The 22398-nt window shown below is 58.3% G+C and carries 24 protein-coding genes; 8 read left to right on the forward strand and 16 right to left on the reverse strand.

Annotation, left to right across the window (positions count from 1 at the left end):
- Nucleotides 1-335 precede the first annotated feature (335 nt).
- The 6 genes from IDM28_RS21600 (at nt 336) to IDM28_RS21625 (ending at nt 6827) form a co-directional block, all read left to right on the forward strand.
- Complete coding sequence (locus tag IDM28_RS21600) at nt 336-1577, forward strand: SfnB family sulfur acquisition oxidoreductase (protein WP_188036841.1); 1242 nt, start codon at nt 336-338, stop codon at nt 1575-1577.
- Between the two features lie 127 nt (nt 1578-1704).
- Nucleotides 1705-2895 carry an SfnB family sulfur acquisition oxidoreductase gene (locus IDM28_RS21605; protein ID WP_188036842.1) on the forward strand — a complete coding sequence of 397 codons (1191 nt, stop codon included), beginning with the start codon at nt 1705-1707 and terminating at the stop codon, nt 2893-2895.
- Nucleotides 2895-4289 (forward strand): LLM class flavin-dependent oxidoreductase, encoded by a 1395-nt coding sequence (locus IDM28_RS21610; protein ID WP_188036843.1) that lies wholly within the window; start codon nt 2895-2897, stop codon nt 4287-4289. Before IDM28_RS21605 ends, IDM28_RS21610 begins: the two co-directional genes overlap by 1 nt.
- Nucleotides 4282-5082 (forward strand): MetQ/NlpA family ABC transporter substrate-binding protein, encoded by an 801-nt coding sequence (locus IDM28_RS21615; protein ID WP_150570526.1) that lies wholly within the window; start codon nt 4282-4284, stop codon nt 5080-5082. The genes IDM28_RS21610 and IDM28_RS21615 overlap by 8 nt, the downstream gene beginning before the upstream one ends.
- A gap of 1 nt (nt 5083) precedes the next feature.
- Nucleotides 5084-6193 (forward strand): methionine ABC transporter ATP-binding protein, encoded by a 1110-nt coding sequence (locus IDM28_RS21620; RefSeq protein ID WP_188036844.1) that lies wholly within the window; start codon nt 5084-5086, stop codon nt 6191-6193.
- Nucleotides 6183-6827, forward strand: coding sequence for a methionine ABC transporter permease (locus IDM28_RS21625; protein WP_101322578.1), 645 nt, complete (start codon nt 6183-6185; stop codon nt 6825-6827). The genes IDM28_RS21620 and IDM28_RS21625 overlap by 11 nt, the downstream gene beginning before the upstream one ends.
- Nucleotides 6828-6962: 135 nt before the next feature.
- Here IDM28_RS21625 and dibA read toward each other — a convergent pair whose 3' ends face one another.
- Entirely contained in the window at nt 6963-8858 is a 1896-nt protein-coding gene (gene dibA, locus IDM28_RS21630) for a phosphodiesterase DibA (RefSeq protein ID WP_188036845.1), read from the reverse strand.
- A 145-nt stretch (nt 8859-9003) separates the two neighbouring features.
- On the opposite strand from dibA, the gene desA reads away from it, so the two are divergent.
- A complete protein-coding gene (gene desA / locus IDM28_RS21635) occupies nt 9004-10185 on the forward strand; it encodes a delta-9 fatty acid desaturase DesA (protein WP_101322580.1) in 1182 nt (393 codons plus the stop codon).
- A 139-nt stretch (nt 10186-10324) separates the two neighbouring features.
- On the forward strand, nt 10325-11302 hold the full coding sequence (locus IDM28_RS21640; protein ID WP_101322581.1) for a GGDEF domain-containing protein: 978 nt from the start codon (nt 10325-10327) through the stop codon (nt 11300-11302).
- Here IDM28_RS21640 and IDM28_RS21645 read toward each other — a convergent pair.
- The 15 genes from IDM28_RS21645 to IDM28_RS21715 all read right to left on the reverse strand — a co-directional run bounded on the left by IDM28_RS21645 (nt 11289) and on the right by IDM28_RS21715 (nt 22382).
- Nucleotides 11289-11504, reverse strand: coding sequence for a DUF3077 domain-containing protein (locus IDM28_RS21645; protein ID WP_150573685.1), 216 nt, complete (start codon nt 11502-11504; stop codon nt 11289-11291). The two genes, IDM28_RS21640 and IDM28_RS21645, sit on opposite strands and share 14 nt — an antisense overlap.
- 188 nt (nt 11505-11692) lie before the next feature.
- Nucleotides 11693-11932, reverse strand: a complete 240-nt coding sequence (locus IDM28_RS21650; protein ID WP_188036846.1) for a hypothetical protein — start codon at nt 11930-11932, stop codon at nt 11693-11695.
- A 515-nt stretch (nt 11933-12447) separates the two neighbouring features.
- Entirely contained in the window at nt 12448-13065 is a 618-nt protein-coding gene (locus tag IDM28_RS21655) for a GAD-like domain-containing protein (protein WP_188036847.1), read from the reverse strand.
- A gap of 253 nt (nt 13066-13318) precedes the next feature.
- Nucleotides 13319-13933, reverse strand: coding sequence for a GAD-like domain-containing protein (locus tag IDM28_RS21660; protein WP_316937021.1), 615 nt, complete (start codon nt 13931-13933; stop codon nt 13319-13321).
- 49 nt (nt 13934-13982) lie between these two features.
- Nucleotides 13983-14315, reverse strand: a complete 333-nt coding sequence (locus IDM28_RS21665; protein ID WP_150573681.1) for a hypothetical protein — start codon at nt 14313-14315, stop codon at nt 13983-13985.
- Between the two features lie 176 nt (nt 14316-14491).
- Nucleotides 14492-15370: a hypothetical protein gene (locus IDM28_RS21670; RefSeq protein ID WP_223176015.1), complete on the reverse strand. Its 879-nt coding sequence runs from the start codon at nt 15368-15370 to the stop codon at nt 14492-14494.
- A gap of 307 nt (nt 15371-15677) precedes the next feature.
- Nucleotides 15678-16241: a hypothetical protein gene (locus tag IDM28_RS21675; RefSeq protein ID WP_262500181.1), complete on the reverse strand. Its 564-nt coding sequence runs from the start codon at nt 16239-16241 to the stop codon at nt 15678-15680.
- Nucleotides 16242-16879: 638 nt separating this feature from the next.
- The gene (locus tag IDM28_RS21680) at nt 16880-17191 is read right to left on the reverse strand and encodes a hypothetical protein (RefSeq protein ID WP_188036849.1); all 312 of its coding nucleotides are present in this window, start codon (nt 17189-17191) and stop codon (nt 16880-16882) included.
- A gap of 11 nt (nt 17192-17202) precedes the next feature.
- Nucleotides 17203-17610 carry a hypothetical protein gene (locus IDM28_RS21685; protein ID WP_262500182.1) on the reverse strand — a complete coding sequence of 136 codons (408 nt, stop codon included), beginning with the start codon at nt 17608-17610 and terminating at the stop codon, nt 17203-17205.
- A 130-nt stretch (nt 17611-17740) separates the two neighbouring features.
- Nucleotides 17741-18052 carry a hypothetical protein gene (locus IDM28_RS21690; protein ID WP_188036850.1) on the reverse strand — a complete coding sequence of 104 codons (312 nt, stop codon included), beginning with the start codon at nt 18050-18052 and terminating at the stop codon, nt 17741-17743.
- Complete coding sequence (locus IDM28_RS21695; protein ID WP_188036851.1) at nt 18052-18933, reverse strand: DNA/RNA non-specific endonuclease; 882 nt, start codon at nt 18931-18933, stop codon at nt 18052-18054. Before IDM28_RS21695 ends, IDM28_RS21690 begins: the two co-directional genes overlap by 1 nt.
- 462 nt (nt 18934-19395) lie before the next feature.
- Entirely contained in the window at nt 19396-19773 is a 378-nt protein-coding gene (locus IDM28_RS21700) for a hypothetical protein (protein ID WP_308813523.1), read from the reverse strand.
- Nucleotides 19770-20840: an HNH endonuclease gene (locus IDM28_RS23765; protein WP_223176017.1), complete on the reverse strand. Its 1071-nt coding sequence runs from the start codon at nt 20838-20840 to the stop codon at nt 19770-19772. The genes IDM28_RS21700 and IDM28_RS23765 overlap by 4 nt, the downstream gene beginning before the upstream one ends.
- A gap of 207 nt (nt 20841-21047) precedes the next feature.
- A complete protein-coding gene (locus tag IDM28_RS21710; protein WP_188036852.1) occupies nt 21048-21377 on the reverse strand; it encodes a hypothetical protein in 330 nt (109 codons plus the stop codon).
- 126 nt (nt 21378-21503) lie between these two features.
- Nucleotides 21504-22382 (reverse strand): PoNe immunity protein domain-containing protein, encoded by an 879-nt coding sequence (locus IDM28_RS21715; protein WP_188036892.1) that lies wholly within the window; start codon nt 22380-22382, stop codon nt 21504-21506.
- Between the last annotated feature and the right edge of the window lie 16 nt (nt 22383-22398).

The following is a 22398-nucleotide window of genomic DNA, read 5'->3' on the forward strand; positions in this document are numbered from 1 at the left end:
CTCCTACAGTGACCGCGCATGTCGATGATACGCGGCCCCTGTAGGAGCGGCCTTGTGTCGCGAAAGGGCTGCAAAGCAGCCCCGATGTACTAAAACCAGCCGCAGTATTCAAACCCCCGCCGCCCGCCTAAGCACTTCTATCCATATTCCTAAATGATCGTTTTAAATTATTTGATAAGCATTTAGGGTATATACACCGGACCACCGGACCAGCACATGCGCAGCGCAACCACCAAGCGCCGCCGCCACTTTTTTGTGAGGTCAGGAATGGTCAGGAATGCAATCACCCCAGTGCATAACGCCAGGGCATTGAGTACAGCCAAGGAGCGGTACTAATGTCCAGCCAGGCACAAACCCTTCACGCCAGCGACCTCGACAGCCCGCCAGCACTGCTGCCGGCCAAGGTCCTGCGCAACGACGCCGAAGCCCTGCAAGCCGCCCATGAGCTGGCCGCAGTCGCTCGCGCAAACGCCTCCAAACGCGACCAGCAGCGCAAGCTGCCGTGGGCCGAGATCGAGCTGTTCACCCGCAGCGGGCTGGGCAGCATCAGCATCCCCAAAGCCTTCGGTGGTGCCGACGTGTCCTTTGTCACGGTCGCCGAGGTGTTTCGCGTCATCAGCGCTGCCGACCCGGCGCTGGGGCAGATCCCGCAGAACCAGTTCGGCATGCTGCAACTGCTGCGCCTGACCGCCAGCGAAGCCCAGCAGGCGCTGATTTTCGGCTCGGTGCTGAACGGCTGGCGGATCGGCAATGCCGGCCCCGAGCGCGGCAGCAAAGACACCCTCACCCTGAAGGCGCGGATCAGCCGTGACGGCGACGCCTATCGCATCAGCGGCGAGAAGTTCTATTCCACTGGCGCACTGTTCGCCCACTGGGTTGCGGTCAAGGCGCTGGATGACGAAGGCCGCCAACGCCTGGCTTTTGTCCGCCGTGGCAGCCCGGGCCTGCGCATCGTTGACGACTGGTCAGGCTTTGGCCAGCGCACCACCGCCAGCGGCACCGTGCTGCTCGACCAAGTACCGGTGGAGGCTGAGCTGGTGATCGACAACTGGCGCCAGCGCGACCTGCCCAACATCCAGGGCGCGGCGTCGCAGTTGATTCAGGCAGCCATCGACGCCGGTATCGCCGAAGCAGCCATCGATGACGCGATCAGCTTTGTGCGCGAGAAGTCCCGGCCGTTTATCGACGCCAACGTCGAGCGCGCCAGCGATGACCCTTACGTGATCGCCGACATCGGCCGGCTCAAGCTCGAGCTGCACGCCGCCGAGGCGCTGCTGCGCAAGGCAGCGCGGGTGCTGGACGAGGTCAACGCTGGGGCCATCGATGCTGACGCCGCCGCGCGCGCTTCGATTGCCGTGGCCGAAGCCAAGGTGCTCACCACCGAGATCGCCCTGCAGGCCGGCGAGAAGCTGTTCGAACTGGCCGGCAGCCGCGCCACCCTCGCCGAGTTCAACCTCGACCGGCACTGGCGCAATGCCCGCGTGCACACCCTGCACGACCCGGTGCGCTGGAAATACCACGCTGTGGGCGCCTGGCACCTGAACGGCACCCGGCCTGCCCGACATTCCTGGATTTGAGGGCCTCTGGGGCTGTTTGCAGCCCTTCGCGGGTAAACCCGCTCCCACAAGGTTCAGCTCAGTCACCTGTGGGAGCGGGTTTACCCGCGAAGGGGCGCGAAGCGGCCCCAAGGCCCCGGAGAACACAATGAACGCAACTGTCATCCGCACTGACGGCGAGGCCCTGGCCGTCGCTGACGAACTCGCCAGGCAACTGCGCCGCGACAGCGCCCTGCGCGACCGCGAGCGGCGCCTGCCGCACGCCGAGCTGGAGCTGTTCAGCCGCTCCGGGCTGTGGGCCATCAGCGTGCCCAAGGCCTTTGGTGGTGCAGGCGTGTCGTATGTCACCCTGGCCAAGATCATCGCCCGGATTGCCCAGGCCGACGGCTCGCTGGGGCAGATCCCGCAGAACCACTTCTACGCCCTGGAAGTGCTGCGGGTAAATGGCACGCCCGAGCAACAGCAGCGGCTGTACGCCGAAGTGCTGGCCGGGCGGCGCTTCGGCAACGCCCTGGCCGAACTCGGTACCAAGACCGCCCACGACCGCACCACCCGGCTCAGCCGCGAGGGCGACGGTTATCGCATCAATGGCCGCAAGTTCTACTCCACCGGCGCGCTGTATGCGCAGCGCATCCCCACTTCGGTGATCGATGACGACGGCGTTCAGCGGCTGGCCTTCGTGCCGGCCGATGCGCCGGGCCTGCAAGTGATCGACGACTGGAGCGGCTTTGGCCAGCGCACCACCGGTAGCGGCTCGGTGGTGTTCGATAACGTCTGGGTAGCCGCTGCCGACGTGGTGGCGTTCCAGAGCGCATTCGAGCGGCCGACACCGGTCGGCCCACTGGCGCAGATCCTCCACGCTGCAATCGATACCGGCATCGCCCGCGCTGCTTTCGAAGACGCGCTGCACTTCGTGCGTACCCGCAGCCGGCCATGGGTCGACTCGGGCCACGACAAGGCCGTCGACGACCCGCTGACCCTGAAGAGCTTCGGCCAGCTGTCGATCCGCCTGCATGCCAGCGAAGCACTGCTGGAACGCGCCGGCGAGTTCCTCGACCAAGCCGCGGCAGCCACGCCGGAGACTGCCGCCGAGCAGGTCGCCGCGGCCTCGATTGCGGTCGCCGAGGCTCGCGCCATCAGCACCGAAATCGCCCTCGCCGCCGGCACCACGCTCTTCGAGTTGGCCGGCAGCCAGGCCACCCTGGCCGAGCACAACCTCGACCGCCACTGGCGCAACGCCCGTGTGCACACCCTGCACGACCCGGTGCGCTGGAAGTATCACGCCATCGGCAACTACTACCTCAACGACGTCAACCCACCGCGGCGGGGGACGATCTGATGAGCAAGCAAATCCTCCTCAACGCCTTCAACATGAACTGCGTCGGCCACATCAACCATGGCCTGTGGACCCACCCACGCGACACCTCGACCCAGTACAAGACGCTGGACTACTGGACCGACCTGGCCAAGCTGCTTGAGCGCGGGTTGTTCGATGGCCTGTTCATCGCCGATATCGTCGGCACCTACGACGTCTATGGCCAGTCGGTCGATGTAACGCTGAAGGAGTCGATCCAGCTGCCGGTCAACGACCCGCTGCTGCTCGTCTCGGCCATGGCTGCCGTCACCCGCCACCTGGGTTTTGGCCTGACCGCCAACCTCACCTACGAGGCGCCGTATCTGTTCGCCCGCCGGCTGTCGACCCTTGACCACCTGAGCAACGGCCGGGTCGGCTGGAACATCGTCACCGGCTACCTCGACAGCGCCGCCCGCGCCATGGGCCTGGAGCAACAGCCCGAGCACGACCGCCGTTACGACCAGGCCGACGAATACCTGCAAGTGCTGTACAAGCTGCTCGAAGGCAGCTGGGATGACGACGCAGTGGTCGCCGACCGCGAGCAGCGGGTCTACGCCCGCCCCGACAAAGTGCGCAAGGTCGAGCACCACGGCGAGTTCTACAAGGTCGAGGGCTACCACCTCTGCGAACCCTCGCCGCAGCGCACGCCGGTGCTATTCCAGGCTGGCAGCTCGCCACGCGGCCTGAGCTTTGCCGGCAACCACGCCGAATGCGTATTCATCAGCGGCCAGGACAAAGCCTCCACCCGTATTCAAGTCGACAAGGTGCGTGCCGCAGCCAAGGCGGCCGGGCGTGATCCGCAGGCAATCAAGGTATTCATGGGCATTACCGTGATCGTCGCCGCCAGCGAAGCCGAAGCCCAGGCCAAGCATGCCGAATATGTGCGCTACGCCAGCCCTGAGGCCGGCGTCGCCCACTTCGCCAGCTCGACCGGGATCGACTTCGCCGCCTTCGAGCTGGACGAGCCGATCGGCTTCGCCAAAGGCAACGCCATCCAGTCCGCGACCCGCCAGTTGCAGGACAGCGCCTGGACCCGCCGCCGCCTGCTCGACCAGCACAGCCTTGGCGGCCGCTACGTGACCTTGATCGGCACCGCCGCGCAGGTCGCCGATGAGCTGATCGGCTGGATCGACGAAACCGGGCTCGACGGCTTCAACCTGACCCGCACCGTAACCCCGGAAAGCTTCGAAGACTTCATCGACCTGGTCGTCCCCGAACTGCAACGCCGCGGCCGCTACAAGACCGCTTACCAGGACGGCAGCCTGCGCGAAAAGCTGTTCGCCAGCGACCTGCCGCACCTGCCTGCCGACCATCCCGGTGCCCGCTACCGCACCAACACCCCAATCCCTGCCCCGACTGGAGCCCTGCACCATGCTTGATAAACTGTTCCGGCCCGTCGCGGCCGCCGTACTGTCACTGGCCATCAGCGCCAACGTGTTCGCTGCCGAGCCGCTTAAAGTCGGCACCACCGCAGCCTTTGCCATTCCCCTTGAAGCCGCTGTCGAAGAGGCGCACAAGCAGGGCCTGGAAGTGAAGCTGATCGAGTTCAGCGACTGGATCGCGCCGAACGTCAGCCTCAACAGCGGCGATATCGACGTCAATTACTTCCAGCACATCCCGTTCCTGGAAAACGCCAAGGCCGCTGCCGGCTTTGACCTGGTGCCGTACAAGCCGGGGATCATCAACAACGTTGGCCTGTACTCGAAAAAGTACAAAAGCTTTGCCGAGCTGCCGACCGGCGCCAGCGTGGCCATCGCCAACGACCCGATCAACAGCGGCCGTGGTTTGCAGCTGCTGGCCAAGGCCGGGCTGATCACGCTCAAACCCGGCGTTGGCTACAAGGCCACCGAAGACGACATCGTCGCCAACCCGAAAAAACTGAAGATTCTGCAGGTTGAAGCAGTGCAGCTGGTGCGCGCCTACGACGATGCCGATCTGGTCCAGGGCTACCCGGCCTATATCCGCCTGGCGAACACCTTCGATGCGAAATCAGCACTGCTGTTCGACGGCCTGGAAAACAAGGAATACGTGATCCAGTTCGTTATCCGCCCGCAGGAAAAGGACGATCCACGCCTGGCCAAGTTCGTCGACATCTACCAGCACTCGCCTGCGGTAAAGGCTGCGTTGGACAAGGCACACGGCAGCCTCTACCAGGCCGGCTGGGAAGGCTGACATGAGCAGCGCCAGCGCCCTCAGGGTGCCCACTGCCCCAGCCGTCCCGGCGCCCACCAGAGAGCAGGCGTTGCGGCCCGAGGTCAATCAGGCCCATGTGCGCTTCATCGGCCTGGGCAAGACCTACCCCGGCCAGGCCCAGCCTGCCCTGCAAGGTATCGACCTGAACATCCGCCGGGGCGAGATCTTTGGCATCATTGGCCGCAGCGGCGCCGGCAAGTCGTCGCTGCTGCGTACCATCAACCGCCTGGAACAGCCGAGCCAGGGCCGGGTGCTGATCGATCAGGTCGACATCGCCCCGTTCGACGAAGACCGCTTGGTGGCCCTGCGTCGGCGCATCGGCATGATCTTCCAGCACTTCAACCTGATGTCGGCGAAGACCGTGTGGGACAACGTCGAGCTGCCGCTCAGGGTTGCCGGCGTAGCCAAGGCCGAGCGCCAGCAAAAGGTTCGCGCACTGCTTGATCTGGTCGGCCTGGCCGACAAGCATCAGGTGTACCCGGCGCAACTCTCCGGCGGGCAGAAGCAGCGCGTCGGCATCGCCCGGGCGCTGGTGCATGACCCGGAAATTCTGCTCTGTGATGAAGCCACCTCGGCCCTCGACCCGGAAACCACCGCGTCGATCCTCGAACTACTGCGCGACATCAACCAGCGCCTCGGCCTGACCGTGGTGCTGATCACCCATGAAATGGCGGTGATCCGCGATATCTGCCAGCGCGTGGTGGTGCTGGAGCGCGGTCAGGTAGTCGAGCAAGGCGAAGTCTGGCAGGTGTTCGGCAGCCCGCAGCATGCAGTGACCCGCACCTTGCTCGCGCCGTTGCAGGGTAAGTTGCCGGCAGGGTTGCAGAGCAGTTTGCTGCCGACTGCAAGCAACCGCGATGCGGCCCTGGTGCTCAAGCTGGTGGTCTTTGGCGAGCCGCAGTTGTCTGCCTTGTTCGCCGACCTTGGCGGTCAGGTCAGCCTGCTCCAGGGCGGCGTTGAAACCATCGGTGAACATGCGCTGGGGCGGTTGATCGTGTCAGTGCGGGGTTCAGCGCATGACACCCATGGCGTGCTCGAACGTGCACGGCGTTGGGCAGATGATGTGGAGGTGTTGGGCTATGTGGACTGAGCGATTGCTGCAAGGCTTGTGGGATACCTTGCTGATGGTCGGCGTATCGTCGCTGGTGGCGTTGCTGCTGGGCATTCCGATGGCGGTGCTGCTGGTCACCAGCGACAAAGGCGGGATTTACCAGGCGCCGTTGCTCAACCGGGTGGTGGGCGCTTTCGTTAACCTGTTCCGCTCGATCCCGTTTCTGATTCTGATGGTGGCGCTGATCCCCTTCACCCGGCTGGTGGTCGGCACCACCTATGGCGTGTGGGCTGCCGTGGTGCCGCTGACCATCGCCGCCACACCGTTTTTTGCGCGGATAGCCGAGGTCAGTTTGCGCGAGGTTGACCATGGCTTGATCGAAGCGGCGCAGGCGATGGGGTGCCGGCGCTGGCATATCGTTTGGCATGTGTTGCTGCCCGAAGCGCTGCCGGGGATTGTTGGCGGGTTCACTATTACCGTGGTGGCGCTGATCAACTCATCGGCCATGGCAGGCGCGATTGGTGCTGGCGGCTTGGGCGATATTGCCTACCGCTATGGCTATCAGCGGTTTGACAGCCAGGTGATGTTGACAGTGATTGCCATGCTGGTGGTGTTGGTGGCGGTGATCCAGCTGGGTGGGGATCGGTTGGCCCGCGGGCTGAACAAGCGGTGACCGGATTGGGCCCGCTGCGCGCGCCTTTCGCGACACAAGGCCGCTCCTACAGGGACCGCGTATCCGGGTCGAACGCGGTCAACCTGTAGGAGCGGCCTTGTGTCGCGATAGGGCTGCAAAGCCGCCCCAAAAATCTCACCCCCACCCCAGATCCGCAGCGGGCACCGGCCGCCCAAACCAGTAGCCCTGCCCTAACTGACACTCCTGCGCCAACAAGAACAGCGCCTGCTCCGCCTGTTCGACACCTTCGGCATGCACCTGCATGCCCATGCTCCGAGCCAGGGCGATGATCACCCGTACAATCGCCACATCATCCTCATCCTGCGGCAACCCCGAAACGAACCCCTTGTCGATCTTCAGCTTCTGCACCGGCAAGCGCTTGAGCCGCAGCAGCGACGAATAGCCCGTACCGAAATCATCGATGGCCAGGCGCAAGCCCAGCTCGCGCAAGCGATGCAGCTGCTCCAGCGCCACCTCGGGGTCTTCCATCACCGCGCTTTCGGTCACTTCCAACTCCAGCAGCGCCGGGTTCAGGCCGGTGTCGTGCAGCACCTTGGCCACCTGCAGATACAAATCCCGCTGAGCAAACAGCCGGCTGGAGATATTCACCGCAATGAAGTCCAGCAACTGCCCCGCGGCCTGCCATTCGACCATCTGCCGACACGCCTGGCGCAGCACCCAGCCATCGATCTCGGCAATCAGCCCGCTGGCCTCGGCAATCGGGATGAACTCACCCGGCGGCACCAGCCCGCGCTCGGGGTGCTGCCAGCGCACCAGCGCTTCAACCCCAACCATGTTGCCGCTGGCCAGGTCATGCACCGGCTGGAAGAACAGCCGCAGTTCCTCCTGCTCCAGTGCCCGGCGCAGCTCGGTGGCAATTTCCACCCGCTGCTGGGCATGCGCAGTCAGCTCTTCGGTGTACAACGCATAACCACCGCGACCGTTGCTCTTGGCCTTGAACAGCGCGGCATCGGCATTGCGCAGCAGCTGCGCGGCGCTGAGGGCATCGCTGGGGAACAGGCTGATGCCGACACTGACCCCGATGAACAGGCTGTGCCCCTCGCAACTGAACGGCTCGCGCATCTGCTCGATCAGCGTCTGCGCCAGGGTTGCCGCCTGGCCGACCTGCTGGCAGTTCTCCAGCAGCACGGCGAATTCGTCGCCGCCGAGCCGGGCTAAGGTCAAGCCCTTGTCCAAGGCCGCACGCAGGCGTTCGCCAACCAGTTTGAGCAATTGGTCGCCAACCGGGTGGCCAAGGCCATCGTTGATGCTTTGAAAGTGATCCAGGTCGAGCAGCAACAGCGCACAGCCGCGCTTGTGGCTCTGCGCTGCGGCCAGGGCCTGCTCGGCGCGATCATTGAACAGCAGCCGGTTGGGCAAGCCGGTCAGCGGGTCGTGGTGGGCGAGGTAAGCCAGCTCCTGCTCGGAATGCTTGATCGCACTGATGTCGCTGAATACCGCCACGTAATGGCTGAGCTCGCCGCTGTCGTCGCGTACGGCGCAAATCGTCTGCCATTGCGGGTAGATTTCGCCGCTTTTGCGCCGGTTCCAGATCTCGCCGCTCCACTGCCCCTGCTCGCGCAAGGTGGCGTAAATCTGCTGATAGAAGTCCGCCCCATGCCGCCCCGACTTGAACTTGCTCGGGCGCTGGCCGAGCACTTCGTCCTGCTGATAGCCGGTAATACGCATGAACGCGCGGTTAACGTGCACGATCAGGCCCTGCCGGTCCGTCACCAGCACGCCCTCCAGGGTGCTGTCGAACACCGCCGCCGCCATGCGCAGCCGCTCGCGGTCCTCACTGCGCAGGCGCGCGCCGATACCGATGAAGTTGAGCAGGCGCGCCCGTGAGATAAAAATCACCAACGCACTGAGCAACACCCATACCAGCACATTGATGCAGCGCCCCAGGTACAGCGCCAGCGGATCCTCGGACAACTGTTGCAACAGCTGCTCACTGAGCACCAGCCACAGGATCGATAACACCACGTACAGCGCGGCCATGCGCAAGGCGTCGCGAACAGAACCAGTCATGTCGGGTACTAATGCCCTTAAAAAAAATTGGGGCATTATAGGGCCCGAAACATGTCTTGATGCATTCCCGCTCTGGTTTTATTTCCCGGTCAATGGATAATGCAAAGCGCAGTTCCCCCCCGCGTTTCCGAGGGCTTTTACATTTATGTGGTACTACGGCTTACTCGACCTGTCGGCCTGGCAACTGGTCGCGGTCACCCTGCTGATGACCCACGTGACCATCATCAGCGTCACGATCTACCTGCATCGCTATTCGGCGCACCGCTCGCTTGAGCTGAACGCCGGCCTCAAACACTTCTTCCGCTTCTGGCTGTGGTTGACCACGGCGCAGAACACCCGCGAGTGGACCGCCATCCACCGCAAACACCACGCCAAGTGCGAAACCGTCGATGACCCGCACAGCCCGGTCATCAAAGGCCTGAGCACCGTGCTGCGCAAAGGCGCCGAGCTCTACCGCGAAGAGGCGCAAAACCCCGAAACCCTGCGCATCTACGGCAAGAACTGCCCGGATGACTGGATCGAGCGCAACCTCTACTCGCGCTACAAGCTGGGCGGCATTGCCTTGATGGCAGTGCTCGACCTGCTGCTGTTCGGCACCATCGGTATCACCATCTGGGCGATCCAGATGATGTGGATCCCGTTCTGGGCCGCAGGCGTGGTCAACGGCCTTGGCCATGCCGTTGGCTACCGCAACTTCGAGTGCCGCGACGCCGCCACCAACCTGGTGCCGTGGGGCATCATCATTGGCGGCGAAGAGCTGCACAACAATCACCACACCTACCCCAACTCGGCCAAGCTGTCGGTCAAGCGCTGGGAGTTCGACATGGGCTGGGCCTGGATACGGGTGCTGAGCCTGCTGCGCCTGGCCAAGGTGCAACGGGTCGCGCCAATCGCCCACCGCGTCGAGGGCAAGGCCAGCCTGGACATGGACACCGCCATGGCGATCCTCAACAACCGCTTCCAGATCATGGCCCAGTACCGCAAGCTGGTCATCGCGCCGCTGGTCAAGCAGGAGCTGGATGTGGTCGACGCCTCGCTGCGCCACCGCTTCCGCCGCGCCAAGCGCCTGCTCTCGCGGGAAACCAGCCTGCTGCAGGACCGCCACCACGTGCGGATCGAGTCGATGCTCGCCCACAGCCAGGCGCTCAAGACCATCTACGAGAAGCGCCTGGCGCTGCAGCAGATCTGGGCCCGCACCAGCGCCAATGGCCACGACATGCTCGCCGCCATGAAAGACTGGGTCCACGAAGCCGAGGCCAGCGGCATCCAATCGCTGCGCGATTTCGCCAGCCAGCTGAAAACCTACTCGCTGCGCCCAACCGCCTGATCTCCGTTGATCGGCATGCCCTGTTCTGGGGCATGCCGAGCGGAACTTCACCCCACCTCCTTACTCAAATCCGGCACATCGCCCGCGTGGCGGGCCGGATCGTGGCCGCACGCCCTCAGCCGAGAATCGCTCCGTGCACATGGCCAAACACATACAGCCCCGCGACCCGCCACCTGCCGCTGCGCAAACCCTGCTCGCGCTGTTTCATGCGCAAGGTGAAGTGGCGCGCCTGAGCGAGCGCGAGCAGCTGTTCAGTTCCCTGCTCGAAACCGTCAACGCAGTGCTCTGGGCGTTCGACTGGAAAACCCGCCAGGTGCTCTATGTCAGCCCCGCCTTCGAGCGCATCTTCGGCCGCCAGGTCAGCCGGGTGCTGGCTGACTTCAACGAATGGCGCGACAGCATCTACCCCGACGACCTCGAGTACGCCGAGCGCAGCCTGGCCCAGGTGCTGCTGCAGGGCGCTGTAGAAGACCGCGAGTACCGCATCATCAACGCCGCCGGCGAAATCCGCTGGTTGAGCGACAAGTGCTATATCAACCAGCAGCAGAACGGCGACCGCGTGATCGTGGTCGGCATCGCCGAAGACATCACCGAAAAGAAGCAGCTCGAAGGCGAACTGCAGCGTCTGGCCACCACCGACGTGCTGACCCAAAGCAGCAACCGCCGGCACTTCTTCGAGTGCGCCAACCAAGCCTTTACCGCCGCCCGCGAAGACGGCACGCCGTTGTCGTTTCTGCTGCTCGACATCGATGACTTCAAGCTGATCAATGACACCTACGGCCACCAGCAAGGTGACGAGGTGCTGCAGCACATCGCCGACAGCGGCAAGGCCGTACTGCGCCGCGGCGATGTGTTCGGGCGGATTGGTGGTGAAGAGTTTGCTGCGGTGTTCCCCGGCTGCGAGGCCGAGGTCGCCGAGCAGATCGCCGAACGCTTGCAGCGCGAGATCCAGCGCCTGAGCTTCAGCCATGGTCAGGAACGTTTCGGCGTGACCATCAGCCAGGGCCTGACCAGCCTGCACGACGACGACCTCAGCCTGGACAGCCTGTTCGCCCGCGCGGACGCGGCGATGTATCAGGCCAAGCGCCTGGGCAAGAATCAGATTATTTGCGGCTGACCAGAGCCTTGCGCAGTCCCAACTCCATGTCGTCGATCAGTGCTTTGGCCAAACCGCTGAGAATGCGCGCCGCACTCCCCGCCTGCCGGTCATTTTCCATCTCTGCCTCGGTGGTCAGATGGCGGATGCAACCGAGCATGACCGACAACTCCGAGAACGCATGCTCGAACGGCACATCGCCCTGCACGGCAAACAACGCCAGACATTGATCTTGCGCGCCCTCCTGTAGGAGCGGCCTTGCGTCGAGAAAGGCCCGCGAAGCGGGCCCGGCGATATCAGCGGCGGAGCTGAAATCTGGGGCCGCTACGCGACCCTTTCGCGACACAAGGCCGCTCCTACACAGATCGCAGTACCCGCTATCAGCGTGGGTGGATTGAATGGATTCGTCGGTCATGGCGCCGCCTCCCCGGCCACGGCGTGGGCGATCAAGGCGCGCATCAGCTGGTTAAGTATCTCGACGTTTTCCAGCAGGTAACTGTCAACGCCGATGGGCTCGGTGCCGAGGTAAGCTTCGAGGGTGCGGTTCATGCAGTCCATCAACTTGGAAACCTGGGTGAGAGCCTCTTCGCGGCTCAGGTCGCTGATGACTGAGAAGTAGGAAATTGGGGGGTCGGGGACGATCTTTTTCATAGTCGATTTCCAGTACGTAAACGGAAGCGACCACTCGAACCTTTCTCACGGATTTGGGTGGCAGCCGTACACGGGGTGAGAAAACCGAGGTACTGGAAACCCGGCCAGACCGAAGTCTGCCCGCGCACGGCTGCCGTGAAGCATTGCCTAACAGTACTGGTCGGGTTTCTCACACCCGGTCACCAAACCTGGCGACCCCGTGACGTTATCCCTGAGGCATTTCCCCGACAACAGAGCTGCTTCCGCAAGTCGCGTAGGATAATTCCCAAGCTACCCCGATTAGAAGCATTTGGTTTCAAGTTCGGAAACGTCTTACGCAAACACCCGCAAATCTATCGTGTAGGAGCGGCCTTGTGTCGCGAAAGGCCCGCGAAGCGGGCCCAGCGATATCAGCGGTGAAGCTGAGATCTGGGGCCGCTGCGCAGCCCTTTCCGACCGGTCCGGCGCCCCGGCAAGGCCGCTCCTACAGAGACCGCACACTACCCGGTATCAACACTAGGCTGCATGCCACCAACTCAGCCATGACTAAGCTGATGCAAAATCATCAGATGAACACTCATGTCCATTTTTTGAAGGCTCTCGATCCGCGCTTGACCACCCGCAACCAGCGCTGGCACGAACCCGTACATCTCGGATTCGCTGAGCGGCCCTAGCCTTTGCACCGCACGCTCGAAAAGATAGTTTTCTTCGATATCTTCGAAATCAAAATCATCAGGCTCGGCCATGGCAAAGAAAACACCCAAACTCCGATCTGGATCGGGATTCAGCGTGTGAACCTCACCTTTCATGGCCAGTACCCAATTGTCCGCGCAAGAGACGGTGACCTTGCGGTGATAGCGCTGGCCCCACAGGTAGAACGTGCCAAAGCCCGTGCGGCCGATAACGTGATAATCATCGATATCTGCCAGCTCGCTACGTTTGATCCACTCGCGCAGCAGCGGCGTGTACTCATCCGGATCAACCGTCCAGAAACGACCGCCGGCATAACCCGCCCAACCTTCCTGCTGCCAATAGGCCAGCAAACGATCAGGCAAAACGCCGCGATACTTGTCGATGCTCGAAGCCGGCACCTCACGCCGCGAGGTGGCCTCGCCCATATTGTCGATGAACAGCTCGAGGTATTCGTCTCTCATGATGTAAGCGTCCTTGGCCTTACCATCCAAAATCGCATTCTAGACGTTTGCACCCCGCGTACTACGCTCTTGCGCGGTCTGTGTAGGAGCGGCCTTGTGTCGCGAAAGGCCCGCAGAGCGGGCCCAGCGATATCAGCGGCGAAGCTGAGATCTGGGGCCGCTACGCGACCCTTTCCGACCGGTCCGACGCCCCGGCAAGGTCGCTTCTACAGGGGCCGCGCATCATCTGGTATCAGTATTCCCAGCCATCACCTCACCGACGCAACTGATCCAGAATCATCAGCTGCTCAACCATCTTCACCTTCACCATATGCTCAAGGTCAGCCTTGCCGCCGATGCACAGCGCCGGCTCGAAGGCATACATTTCGTCCTCGGCAACCGTCCCCAACTTGGCAAGTGCACGCTGGAACAGCGGCTTGCCTTGGTTATCATCAAAGTCCAGGCTGTCACGACTGGTAGAACCGAGGAAAATGCCGAGGCTGCGGTCTGGTTGCGGGTTAGGTTTTCGCAGCTGATTCTTCAGCGCAACGATACCGCCAGCCAAACTAGACACCGTGATCTTGCGCTGATAACGCTCGCCCCAGGCATACAGCGAGCCGAAGGCATCCCTGGCAATCACGTGGTAATTGTCGATCTCCGCCAGGCCGCTGCCTTGCAACCACATATCCAGCGTGGCCTTGTACGCATCCGGGTCTACGATCCAGAACAAGCAATCAGCGAAAGAACACCAGCCTTCTTCGCGCCAGTAGCCCAGCAATGCAGGCGGCAGTTTTGACTGGTATTTGTCGATGCTCGCTGCAGGCACCTCACGACGTGAAGTGGCTTCATCAAGGTTGTCGATCATTGACTGGAAAAATTCATCCCGCACCGATTAAGCCCCTTGATCCGTTTGCAGGTGACGTACCGGCCGCCACCCGTCATTCGTATTTGAAGTCTGCCGCAAACTTGCCGGTCTGCAGATCCAGCTTGATCATGCAGCGTGTCCACGGTTTGCCTTGCTCGAACAAATTGTTGCCAGCGAAATACGCCCGCAACTTTATCAACAAGAGGCGGATGTCGTGATCAACCCGCGCAGGTTCAGGCACGAACCACTGCGGCTCACTCCCCTCGGCCTGATAGTCATAAAACAGCTTGGCGTGGTCGCCGGTCGGCGACAGCTCTACCTCAACAGAAACCCACTGAGCCTGCTGGGGCGCGATCGCCGAAAGTATTTCACCCAAGCCCTGGTAAATTCCCTGATCTGTACTCATAAGCCCCCAGAGTGTTCGCTACGTTTCGACCCACTGCCTGCTGGCAAAGTCCGGATGACTCTTCTCCCTAGTCACCAATTCGACTCTGACAAAGACGGCACCTCACCGTAGTCCGGTCTTCCCTTGCGCGTTTGAGCGCACCTTGCAACCAGGCGTGGACCGGTCCTTACCTATCCTCAGCGCCGAAAAACCTGGTCCAAAGGCCGGTAGGCCGCCTCAACCTTTACAGAGACTTCATCAGGCTTGAAAGTAAGATTCTCCGATGCAGCCACTTCAACAGATAACAAGGGATGAGCAACTGTGGGTGACTTCAACCCGCACTGTTGGCGAACCTTAAAAATTGCAAAAACCTCCAAAGGCAGCAAATCAAATGGTGGGTTTTTGAACTCAGGGTCCCAAGCCCCGCCCTTATCTTCGGCGTTAGCCAAGTGATATTGGCACACCGCGTCCAGTACACCGGCAAGCCTTTGCTCATCTGCCCAACTGTCTATCACTTCCTGATAAATGCCGAGATCCATAGACTCAATCAGGGCAGGCGCACCCCCACCCGAATAGACGGAATAGAGCCACAGCATGAAAGGCTCGAATCGACGCTCTTTCAGATAGGCGGGATCAACAGCTCCATCAACAGTTAACATGCCGACAAGCACGTCGGCAACCGACTCCGCTAGATCATGCCTATCCGCAGCAATGAAACCTGCAAGTAAGCAACCTGCATTGCTCAACTGATTGGTCAGATTCGGGGCGTTTCTAATGCCTTGAAGAAAGCTCGTATTAGAAAAGGTCTTGGCTCTGAGCATGAGCACCCAATAGCGGTACACCATCGCGCGGGATACTTCCTCCCAGCCAGAAATATCACCGGCATAAATGGAAACCTCTCCCTGTATACCGTGACAAACTGCAAGCATCCCCAATGAATCAGACACATTGCCCAAACCCTCCAAGGAGTCACGGGCAAGATCTTCTTCAAGGTACTCAAGCTCTTGAGCCACCATCCCATCAGACTGAGACAGCCAGTGGCGATGCTGCTCAAGGATTCTTCCTATTTTTTTCATTCTGGCACGCTCTATCAGTCAATTACGCGCCCAAGGTGAGACCCGCAATACTTCACCCTGCCGCAGCTCTGGCTGCTGGCGGCCGCACCGGCGCAGGCGAGGAAGCCGTGTAGGGCGGGCACTGGCGTGTCTTCGACCAAGGTGCCGTCGGCTTGTCATTGAACCCGTGCTGAACATCAGAAAGTTGATATGCGCTCTCTACTCTTTTCCTGGCGTTGGCTGAGTTAGCAGATATCTTGAGTCTTACAGGCCGGTGTAGAGGGTGCCAGATCAGGTCTGAGACTTTTACATTATGTACCTGCAGGCCTCATTCCTGAATTACACAAATAGCTGTAATGAGCTGGTTCGGCTGGTCCTCCAGAGGTGTCCCCCACCCCGTAACTTCAATGACTCCATAATCAGGGCCGGTATAAAACCACTCCTCGGCCTCATCAAACTCCAGGCTAGTGAATGGCAAAATGTCAGACACATGACTTCCTAGGCCTATATACCCTGACAAAAGCCCCTTGTAAACAAATTTGTGTGCAGGCTCGCATGGAAAGCTAAAATCATAAACCTTAATTGCGCAAATCCTGTCGTTACGTATAAGAATAGATAATGCTGGAACCCCTTGCCTTAACTCGCCGACGACTTCACCCTCAAAAACTGAAAAAGAATAACCACCATTACCGCACTCATCCAAACCATACCCGCTCAAACGAAGATCTGGCGACCCTTCAAAGCTATACCGCGAAGAGTTCTCATCAGTCAAATATCTCGAAAGCATCGCCTCCAAACCAACAACACTGGCATGCAACGGTATTCCTGCAAGTGATACACCAGGAATAATGGGAGCATCCCAAACTACAGAAAAACTATCGAGCGATATCATTTGGAAATCCATGCATTGGTGGCAGGGTTAAATTTCACTTCCTGACCCTACGGATTAAAGTATGTCGTATTTGCATCACACATGGACTGAGAGGGCCCCTGAAATTTCGATCTGTAGCTCGCAGGTTCAATAACCTTAGCCTTACCACTATCAACGCACGTAATTTTATAGCACTTACTCAAATATGTCTATTTAACCGTGGCACCAACAACACCCGGGCTATATTGAACCTCTCTAATGCAAGTTGTGCCACATCCAACTTTGTACACATGCGCATTGCCAGACGATCCAGCTTTCGGCGGCGTATATGTCAGCGCGGCACCATCCATTTTGAACGACTGTTCAATATCATCTGTGGATTTCCCCAAACATTCGCCAGAGCTTCCACCATATGTCGAGAGATTCAGCCCTGCGCGGCAAGGTATTCCCGCAGTCCTACCGTTACTGGTATGGAATCCGCGCCAGCGATGGGCACAGACAGATTTGAACTGAGCGTACCGCATTGCTTTTTTCTTAAGGAGGCTTGTGATCTTTTTCACCAACCCATCAACTATCGTTCTGATCCAAAACCTTCACCTCGCGCCAATAAGCACTTTCTGGTAAAGGCCGACTCTGATGGAATCGTGAGAAAACCTCGATTACATCGTCAATATTAAACCACTCATCTTTTTTAATTGAACTCGCCCTGCCCCAAAAGACAGCCAACTCCCATCTTCAAAATTCGTACTGGAATCCGAATGATACCCCCTAAATAGAGCTTTAATTTTTGCGTCATACGCCTCGATAAAGCAAGTGAATCTACCTCCCGCCACTTGCACGTAGTTACCGTCCTCGTCAGTTAAGCAGGCGTATGAGCCAGGACCATAGCTTTTTAATTTCTTTAATATGTTTACAAGCTGGGACTGATTGACGTCAATGATTGCGGGACTATTTTCGACTTCGAACTTCATATAGCCCACCTTCATCGCACGTAATCTGCTGTAGCAATATAGAGAATTTCCGCCGGCACGCGTTCCAGGTGCCAGTCCCAATTGAAGTCATAGCAATTCTTCTGGTTCTCTTTACCGGTTTGCCAAGTGTGGCGGTCACACGCGGCCAGCAGGCAGGGCATCAGGTCGTCGGAGCTAGACGCGCGCCACTTGGCCAACAAGGCTTCGTAGATGGATTCGTCATAAGCGTAAGCAGGCCATTGATGCGAGGCATCGCCCACCCAATCGGCAAATACACGCAGCATGAAAGGCTGAGCGCGGCGGTGCCGCTCTTCGTACTCGATTACTAACTGATGCCTGCGAATAAGCGCCGCATGGGTGAGATAGCCCTGATGGATGACGGCAGGCTTCCAACCCAAAATCGCCATTGCGCCCATCATGTTAGTATCGGTTTGGATGCTGTAATTTTGTTGGCATCTGTCATTACCTACGGCTTTAGCCAAACCGTCAAATTGCCCCGCCCAAAAAAACAACTGCCCAATGCCTACTGAGCTAGTAGTATTCCGCCAATTATTTCTCGCCATACGTGAACTTTGTTTTTACTTGCTCACCCTTTTTGTAAGACAACACAAAGGATTTCCAAGGTTCACCTCTGGAATCGGCGTTTGCCCGAAGCCTCCTTATTAGATCAGACAATAAATCTTCATCAACTTCCATTTTGGCGTTTTTGATAGTGGCGCCATCTTTATGCAAGACCACCCCGTAATCAACATAACCATCACCAACCTCTACATCAAAGCCAAACGAATCATACTCCTCAAATATATTGGAACTAATATTCGAAAAAATCTGTTTAATTAACTCAAAGTCATCAGCAATCATCAAATGTGCTCTGGTATACTATGGGCTTCATTTTTGAACTCCCTACGCCTAGGAGCTCCGTCGATTGTATACGTAACACGTAGCATATCAGGTCGTGGCGAGTCTGGACTAGACCTGACGAATTTGATAGTGATCGGCCCTACTATTTGATTGGGATCATCAAGCGCCTTTTTAATAACGTTTTCGTAGAATTTCCGATAAGCAGATACATTGAAATTTTTGTCCTCTGGAAAAAGATTGTATCCGTCACATGTGCCACCTTGGCTACATGCTTGCGCATGGCCACCGACGTCGGTATCGCGCCCCTGCTTTCCTGCCTCCGCTTGCCTTGAATCACGCTTTACCTTGACGTCGACTGGGGTAAACGTAAGCTCGTCGACCTGACCCGCGCTATTGGTTGTAAAGGAGTTACCATTATCGAGTTCATAGCGAGTACTCGCTGCCCTAGCGCTTGGATTGTTTAGAATCTCGAACTCCGGCGTACCTTTTACGGCGCCAGCTGAGTTTACCTTGACTACAGGAAGCTCGCCGTGAGGGTTGATCACCTTGGGATCAGCCCCCCCTTCCACCTTGCCAGCAGGCTTGGGCAGCGAAGCTGAGAAGTCTCCTGCATTCTCGACCGCCTGACCATTGTGGGTCACGGTCGACGGCGAGACGTAGCCCCCGCCAGCAACAGCTCCATCAACAGTTGACATGCCGACAAGCACATCGGCAACCGACTCCGCTAGATCATGCATATCCGCAGCAATGAAACCTGCAAGTAAGCAACCTGCATTGCTCAACTGATTGGTCAGATTCGGGGCGCTTCTAATACCTTGAAGAAATCTCGTATTAGAAAAGTTCTTGGCTCTGAGCATGAGCACCCAATAGCGGTACACCATCGCGCGGGATACTTCATCCAGCCAGAAACATCACTGGCATAAATAGAAACCTCTCCCTGTATACCGTGACAAACGGCAAGCATCCCCAAGGCATCAGACACATTGGCCAAACCCTCCAAGGATTCACAGGCAAGATCTTCTTCAAGGTACCTAAGCTCTTAAGCCGCCATCCCATCCGATTGAGACAGCCAGTGGCGGTGCTGCTCAAGATTTCTTTCTATTTTTTTCATTCTGGTACGCCCCATCAGTCGATTACGCGCCCAAGGTGAGACCCGCAATACTTCGTACCCGAAGCAGAGGTCTACTGTCTGACCTAGTCCTTGAGCTACCCACCAACATCCCCAGACTGATCGGCCATCGACCGGATAGCACGACTTCGCAGAATTATCGCTATCGTGCTTGCCACCATCCGGCCCCACAACCAGCTTTGACTAACTCACGTAGAGGTTTTCTCAATCCAGCCTAAAATTTGATGAAGGGAAAAACCTCTCTGAATAAATTTTCAATGCGCGGAGAGGCCTCAAGGTGGATAAGCGCTTCGTTGGTGGTCACAGGCATATCATAAGGTTTGAAACCTCGACGGGCGGCGATACCGTATAGTGCATACTCGTCACCTTCTGCATGCTCCCAATGAGGTACGTAGCCAATCACCTTATAAATCTTAAAGATCTCATCTTGAAAATCCATCAAATCATATAAATAACTTGGGGCATTATTTAGCGCCAAGGCTTGAGCGCTCCAGACATTTAGCTCATCCCTGCTGATAGCAGTGCAAAATAGACATGTAATCACAAAACCCAACAACTCGTCATTAAAACTATGCGGATCAATACCGTTCACTTCCCACCCCCCATGGCTTCGCCACCAATATGTCCAGTTTTCTGATGAATTAGCTCGGGAACTAGTTGCATTCGCCCACTATCCTGATGATGATGCCACGTATATCCATCAATTTTCTTCGCCCCAGCATTAATTTGCTCTAGCTGCTTAACAGTAAAGCCTGATGGGTTAACTTGGCCTTGCCGTATTGCACTTGCTAAATCTTTACTTGCAAGCTTCATTTGCCCCTCGTAACTCGCCGATTTAAACGCGTCAATCGGGAGACGTGTGTCAAATGCTGTCATATCATCAAATATAGGAAAACCCTTGTTATCGAATACGACGCCCGTCACCGGATGGCGCTGCCCTGCAAGATGTACGTTACGACCATCGATGGGAGGAACTGTAGTGGAGACAACGTTATCACGGCCATAAATGGACTCTAGCTCCGCCCTGGTGGTTTGCGAGTTGTAGGGCGCTTGGGAACCTTGCGCTTTTGCGTCGACAGCACCTTCCGTCTTACCCGCAGGCTTAGACAGCGAAGCTGAGAAGTCTCCTGCATTTTCGACCGCGTGACCATTATGGGTCACGGTCGATGGCGAGTCATAACCCCCGCCAGGTTTCACGCTGTAATCGCCTTTACCCGCCTTCCACTCGAGATTCTTCACAACCTGCCGTTCAGCCATCTGCTCAAGCTTTTCAGTACTCAGCTTGATCCCGACCGTAGCCAGCTTGACGCTGCCTTTGGCAACCCCGCCAACCCCGGTGACAAGGCCGCCAACGTCCCACACCAGTTCGCCAATGTCGTATCCCAACTGCTCGGCATTGGCTTCACCGCCGACAGTAAGCGCGTTCTCGATGCGGGCGACCTTGGCTTTGATGTTCTGTTTGAACTCTTCCGGATACCCGGCCAGCACGCTCGGATCGTCGATCAAGCCACCGATAGCCTTGACCGTCTCGACCGGCTGCAAAAGCATCTGGGCCAGCCCCGTGATGTCGTCAAAGCCGGCCTTGCCCAAGCTTTGGCCAACGCCACTCTGGGTCAACAGGTCCTGCTTCTTGCTGATATAGGCCCACTTGGCCAGCACCTTGAGTTAAGGCGCGAAAAATCATGCTGAAAAATGGCGTATTGGGCAGATAGACTGTAGGTCGTCAGGGGGGCGCATAAGGGGTGCAACTTGCCTGCAGAAAGGGTGCAAATAGGGTGCAAATAGGGTGCAAATAGGGTGCAAATAGGGTGCAAAAATACCCTATATTCAGCCTAAGCTTCTACATGTAAACCTGCTGCTTAATTTTCAAGGATAAATAAAGTCTATACTTATTTTAGCTTTAACTAAATCCAAGGTCACCTCACAGCCACACCACGCTGACAGGCCCGCTGTAAGTTTATTCTCAACATACCAACTGCGCAACTCTGTTAAAAGGTCTAACATATCTGTATTGGCTCGCCCGCCTGCCGTGAACCAGGCAACATCACCTTGTTCATCAATGTAGTCATACTCATACTCACAGCTATCTAGCTCTTGGGATAACTGTGCGCGCATTATAATTTTACAGGCTCCGCTGGGAGCAATTTCAAATAAAATGCCCCCAATGTCATTGTAGATATCATCATCACTACGCATCAATTTCCACCCGGTGAGTTTTTAAATACAATCTCTTTTGGACGAGCGTCGCCTATTGAATACTCCACATTAAAGCTATCTGGCCGAACACTTTTACCAGAATAGACAGGCTCAATTTTCCGGTCCCTACCCATCCTCAGCGCCGAAAAGCCTGGCCCAAAACCCGCGCTTTTCGCTGCTATCCTTGGCCACTACCATCACCTCTGCAGCGGGCTCCAGCAGGTCGCGCGGATAATGCTCGTGGCCACGGCACAGCGAATCGTCCAAATCGAACGCCTTGACGGCAGCAACCGCCTCAATGCACCAGCGGCCAAAGTAAGCACCACCTGCGAAATTCTCGTCGCCATAACGGTACCAATAAGGATGCTTGAAGGGCGCTGCTTGCTCCTGACTGCCCGAACGGGCACCGCTGCCAACTTCGGCATACCAATGCGCGACGAATCCCTGAAGCAGCACGCCTTGCTCCCCAGGAGGCGCATCGACAGCTGCAAGCAACCGAGCATACGATTTGGGGTAAAGCAGCACAGTACCGATCCGACGTTGCGGGGACCGGGTAGCGATAACGCGGTCGAGCAAAATGTCCTCGCCCTCGTTGTCGATCAGCGCCAACAGACGCAGCCACTGCTCGTCGGGGATATCGAGCGTCAACGCCAAGCCGACGAGCCAGAAACACAGAATGTAGTGATCGTAGTTGACAGCCCATAGGGTGCGGCTTGTCACCTGCTGCGCAGTCCACTGCTCCGCGCCTAAGCGCTGTGACCGCTCCCAGGCATCAAGCAAACCGGGGAAGTACCCTGCCAGGTCTGCCACCGGCAGGCCCGCAGAATACCGACGCAACATCTGATGCCAATGATCCTGAGCTAACTCGAACAGATACTGAGGCGCATAACTCGGGTCGCCGAATGGCCGACTTGCAGTGTCCCAGCCGAGGGTGATGGACTCGTCCCCAAAGGCGACCCATTCTGACCAATAGACTGGATCACCCAACGGGGCGCGCTTGTTTATCACTTGCTCCTTAATA

It is taken from the genome of Pseudomonas sp. EZ-C24 (assembly GCF_014525325.1).
Taxonomy (GTDB): Bacteria; Pseudomonadota; Gammaproteobacteria; order Pseudomonadales; family Pseudomonadaceae; genus Aquipseudomonas; species Aquipseudomonas shirazensis.

What these genes read in the sequence shown, in the direction of transcription:
- IDM28_RS21675 (WP_262500181.1), bottom strand. Translation starts at nt 16,241, where the DNA reads ATGATATCGCTCGATAGTTTTTCTGTAGTTTGGGATGCTCCCATTATT.
- IDM28_RS21665 (WP_150573681.1), bottom strand. Translation starts at nt 14,315, where the DNA reads ATGAGTACAGATCAGGGAATTTACCAGGGCTTGGGTGAAATACTTTCG.
- IDM28_RS21620 (WP_188036844.1), top strand. Translation starts at nt 5,084, where the DNA reads ATGAGCAGCGCCAGCGCCCTCAGGGTGCCCACTGCCCCAGCCGTCCCG.
- desA (WP_101322580.1), top strand. Translation starts at nt 9,004, where the DNA reads ATGTGGTACTACGGCTTACTCGACCTGTCGGCCTGGCAACTGGTCGCG.
- dibA (WP_188036845.1), bottom strand. Translation starts at nt 8,858, where the DNA reads ATGACTGGTTCTGTTCGCGACGCCTTGCGCATGGCCGCGCTGTACGTG.
- IDM28_RS21610 (WP_188036843.1), top strand. Translation starts at nt 2,895, where the DNA reads ATGAGCAAGCAAATCCTCCTCAACGCCTTCAACATGAACTGCGTCGGC.
- IDM28_RS21690 (WP_188036850.1), bottom strand. Translation starts at nt 18,052, where the DNA reads ATGATTGCTGATGACTTTGAGTTAATTAAACAGATTTTTTCGAATATT.
- IDM28_RS21680 (WP_188036849.1), bottom strand. Translation starts at nt 17,191, where the DNA reads ATGAAGTTCGAAGTCGAAAATAGTCCCGCAATCATTGACGTCAATCAG.
- IDM28_RS21695 (WP_188036851.1), bottom strand. Translation starts at nt 18,933, where the DNA reads ATGGTGTACCGCTATTGGGTGCTCATGCTCAGAGCCAAGAACTTTTCT.
- IDM28_RS21670 (WP_223176015.1), bottom strand. Translation starts at nt 15,370, where the DNA reads ATGAAAAAAATAGGAAGAATCCTTGAGCAGCATCGCCACTGGCTGTCT.
- IDM28_RS21605 (WP_188036842.1), top strand. Translation starts at nt 1,705, where the DNA reads ATGAACGCAACTGTCATCCGCACTGACGGCGAGGCCCTGGCCGTCGCT.
- IDM28_RS21685 (WP_262500182.1), bottom strand. Translation starts at nt 17,610, where the DNA reads ATGATGGGCGCAATGGCGATTTTGGGTTGGAAGCCTGCCGTCATCCAT.
- IDM28_RS21615 (WP_150570526.1), top strand. Translation starts at nt 4,282, where the DNA reads ATGCTTGATAAACTGTTCCGGCCCGTCGCGGCCGCCGTACTGTCACTG.
- IDM28_RS21655 (WP_188036847.1), bottom strand. Translation starts at nt 13,065, where the DNA reads ATGAGAGACGAATACCTCGAGCTGTTCATCGACAATATGGGCGAGGCC.
- IDM28_RS21640 (WP_101322581.1), top strand. Translation starts at nt 10,325, where the DNA reads ATGGCCAAACACATACAGCCCCGCGACCCGCCACCTGCCGCTGCGCAA.
- IDM28_RS21710 (WP_188036852.1), bottom strand. Translation starts at nt 21,377, where the DNA reads ATGCGTAGTGATGATGATATCTACAATGACATTGGGGGCATTTTATTT.
- IDM28_RS21625 (WP_101322578.1), top strand. Translation starts at nt 6,183, where the DNA reads ATGTGGACTGAGCGATTGCTGCAAGGCTTGTGGGATACCTTGCTGATG.
- IDM28_RS21650 (WP_188036846.1), bottom strand. Translation starts at nt 11,932, where the DNA reads ATGAAAAAGATCGTCCCCGACCCCCCAATTTCCTACTTCTCAGTCATC.
- IDM28_RS21600 (WP_188036841.1), top strand. Translation starts at nt 336, where the DNA reads ATGTCCAGCCAGGCACAAACCCTTCACGCCAGCGACCTCGACAGCCCG.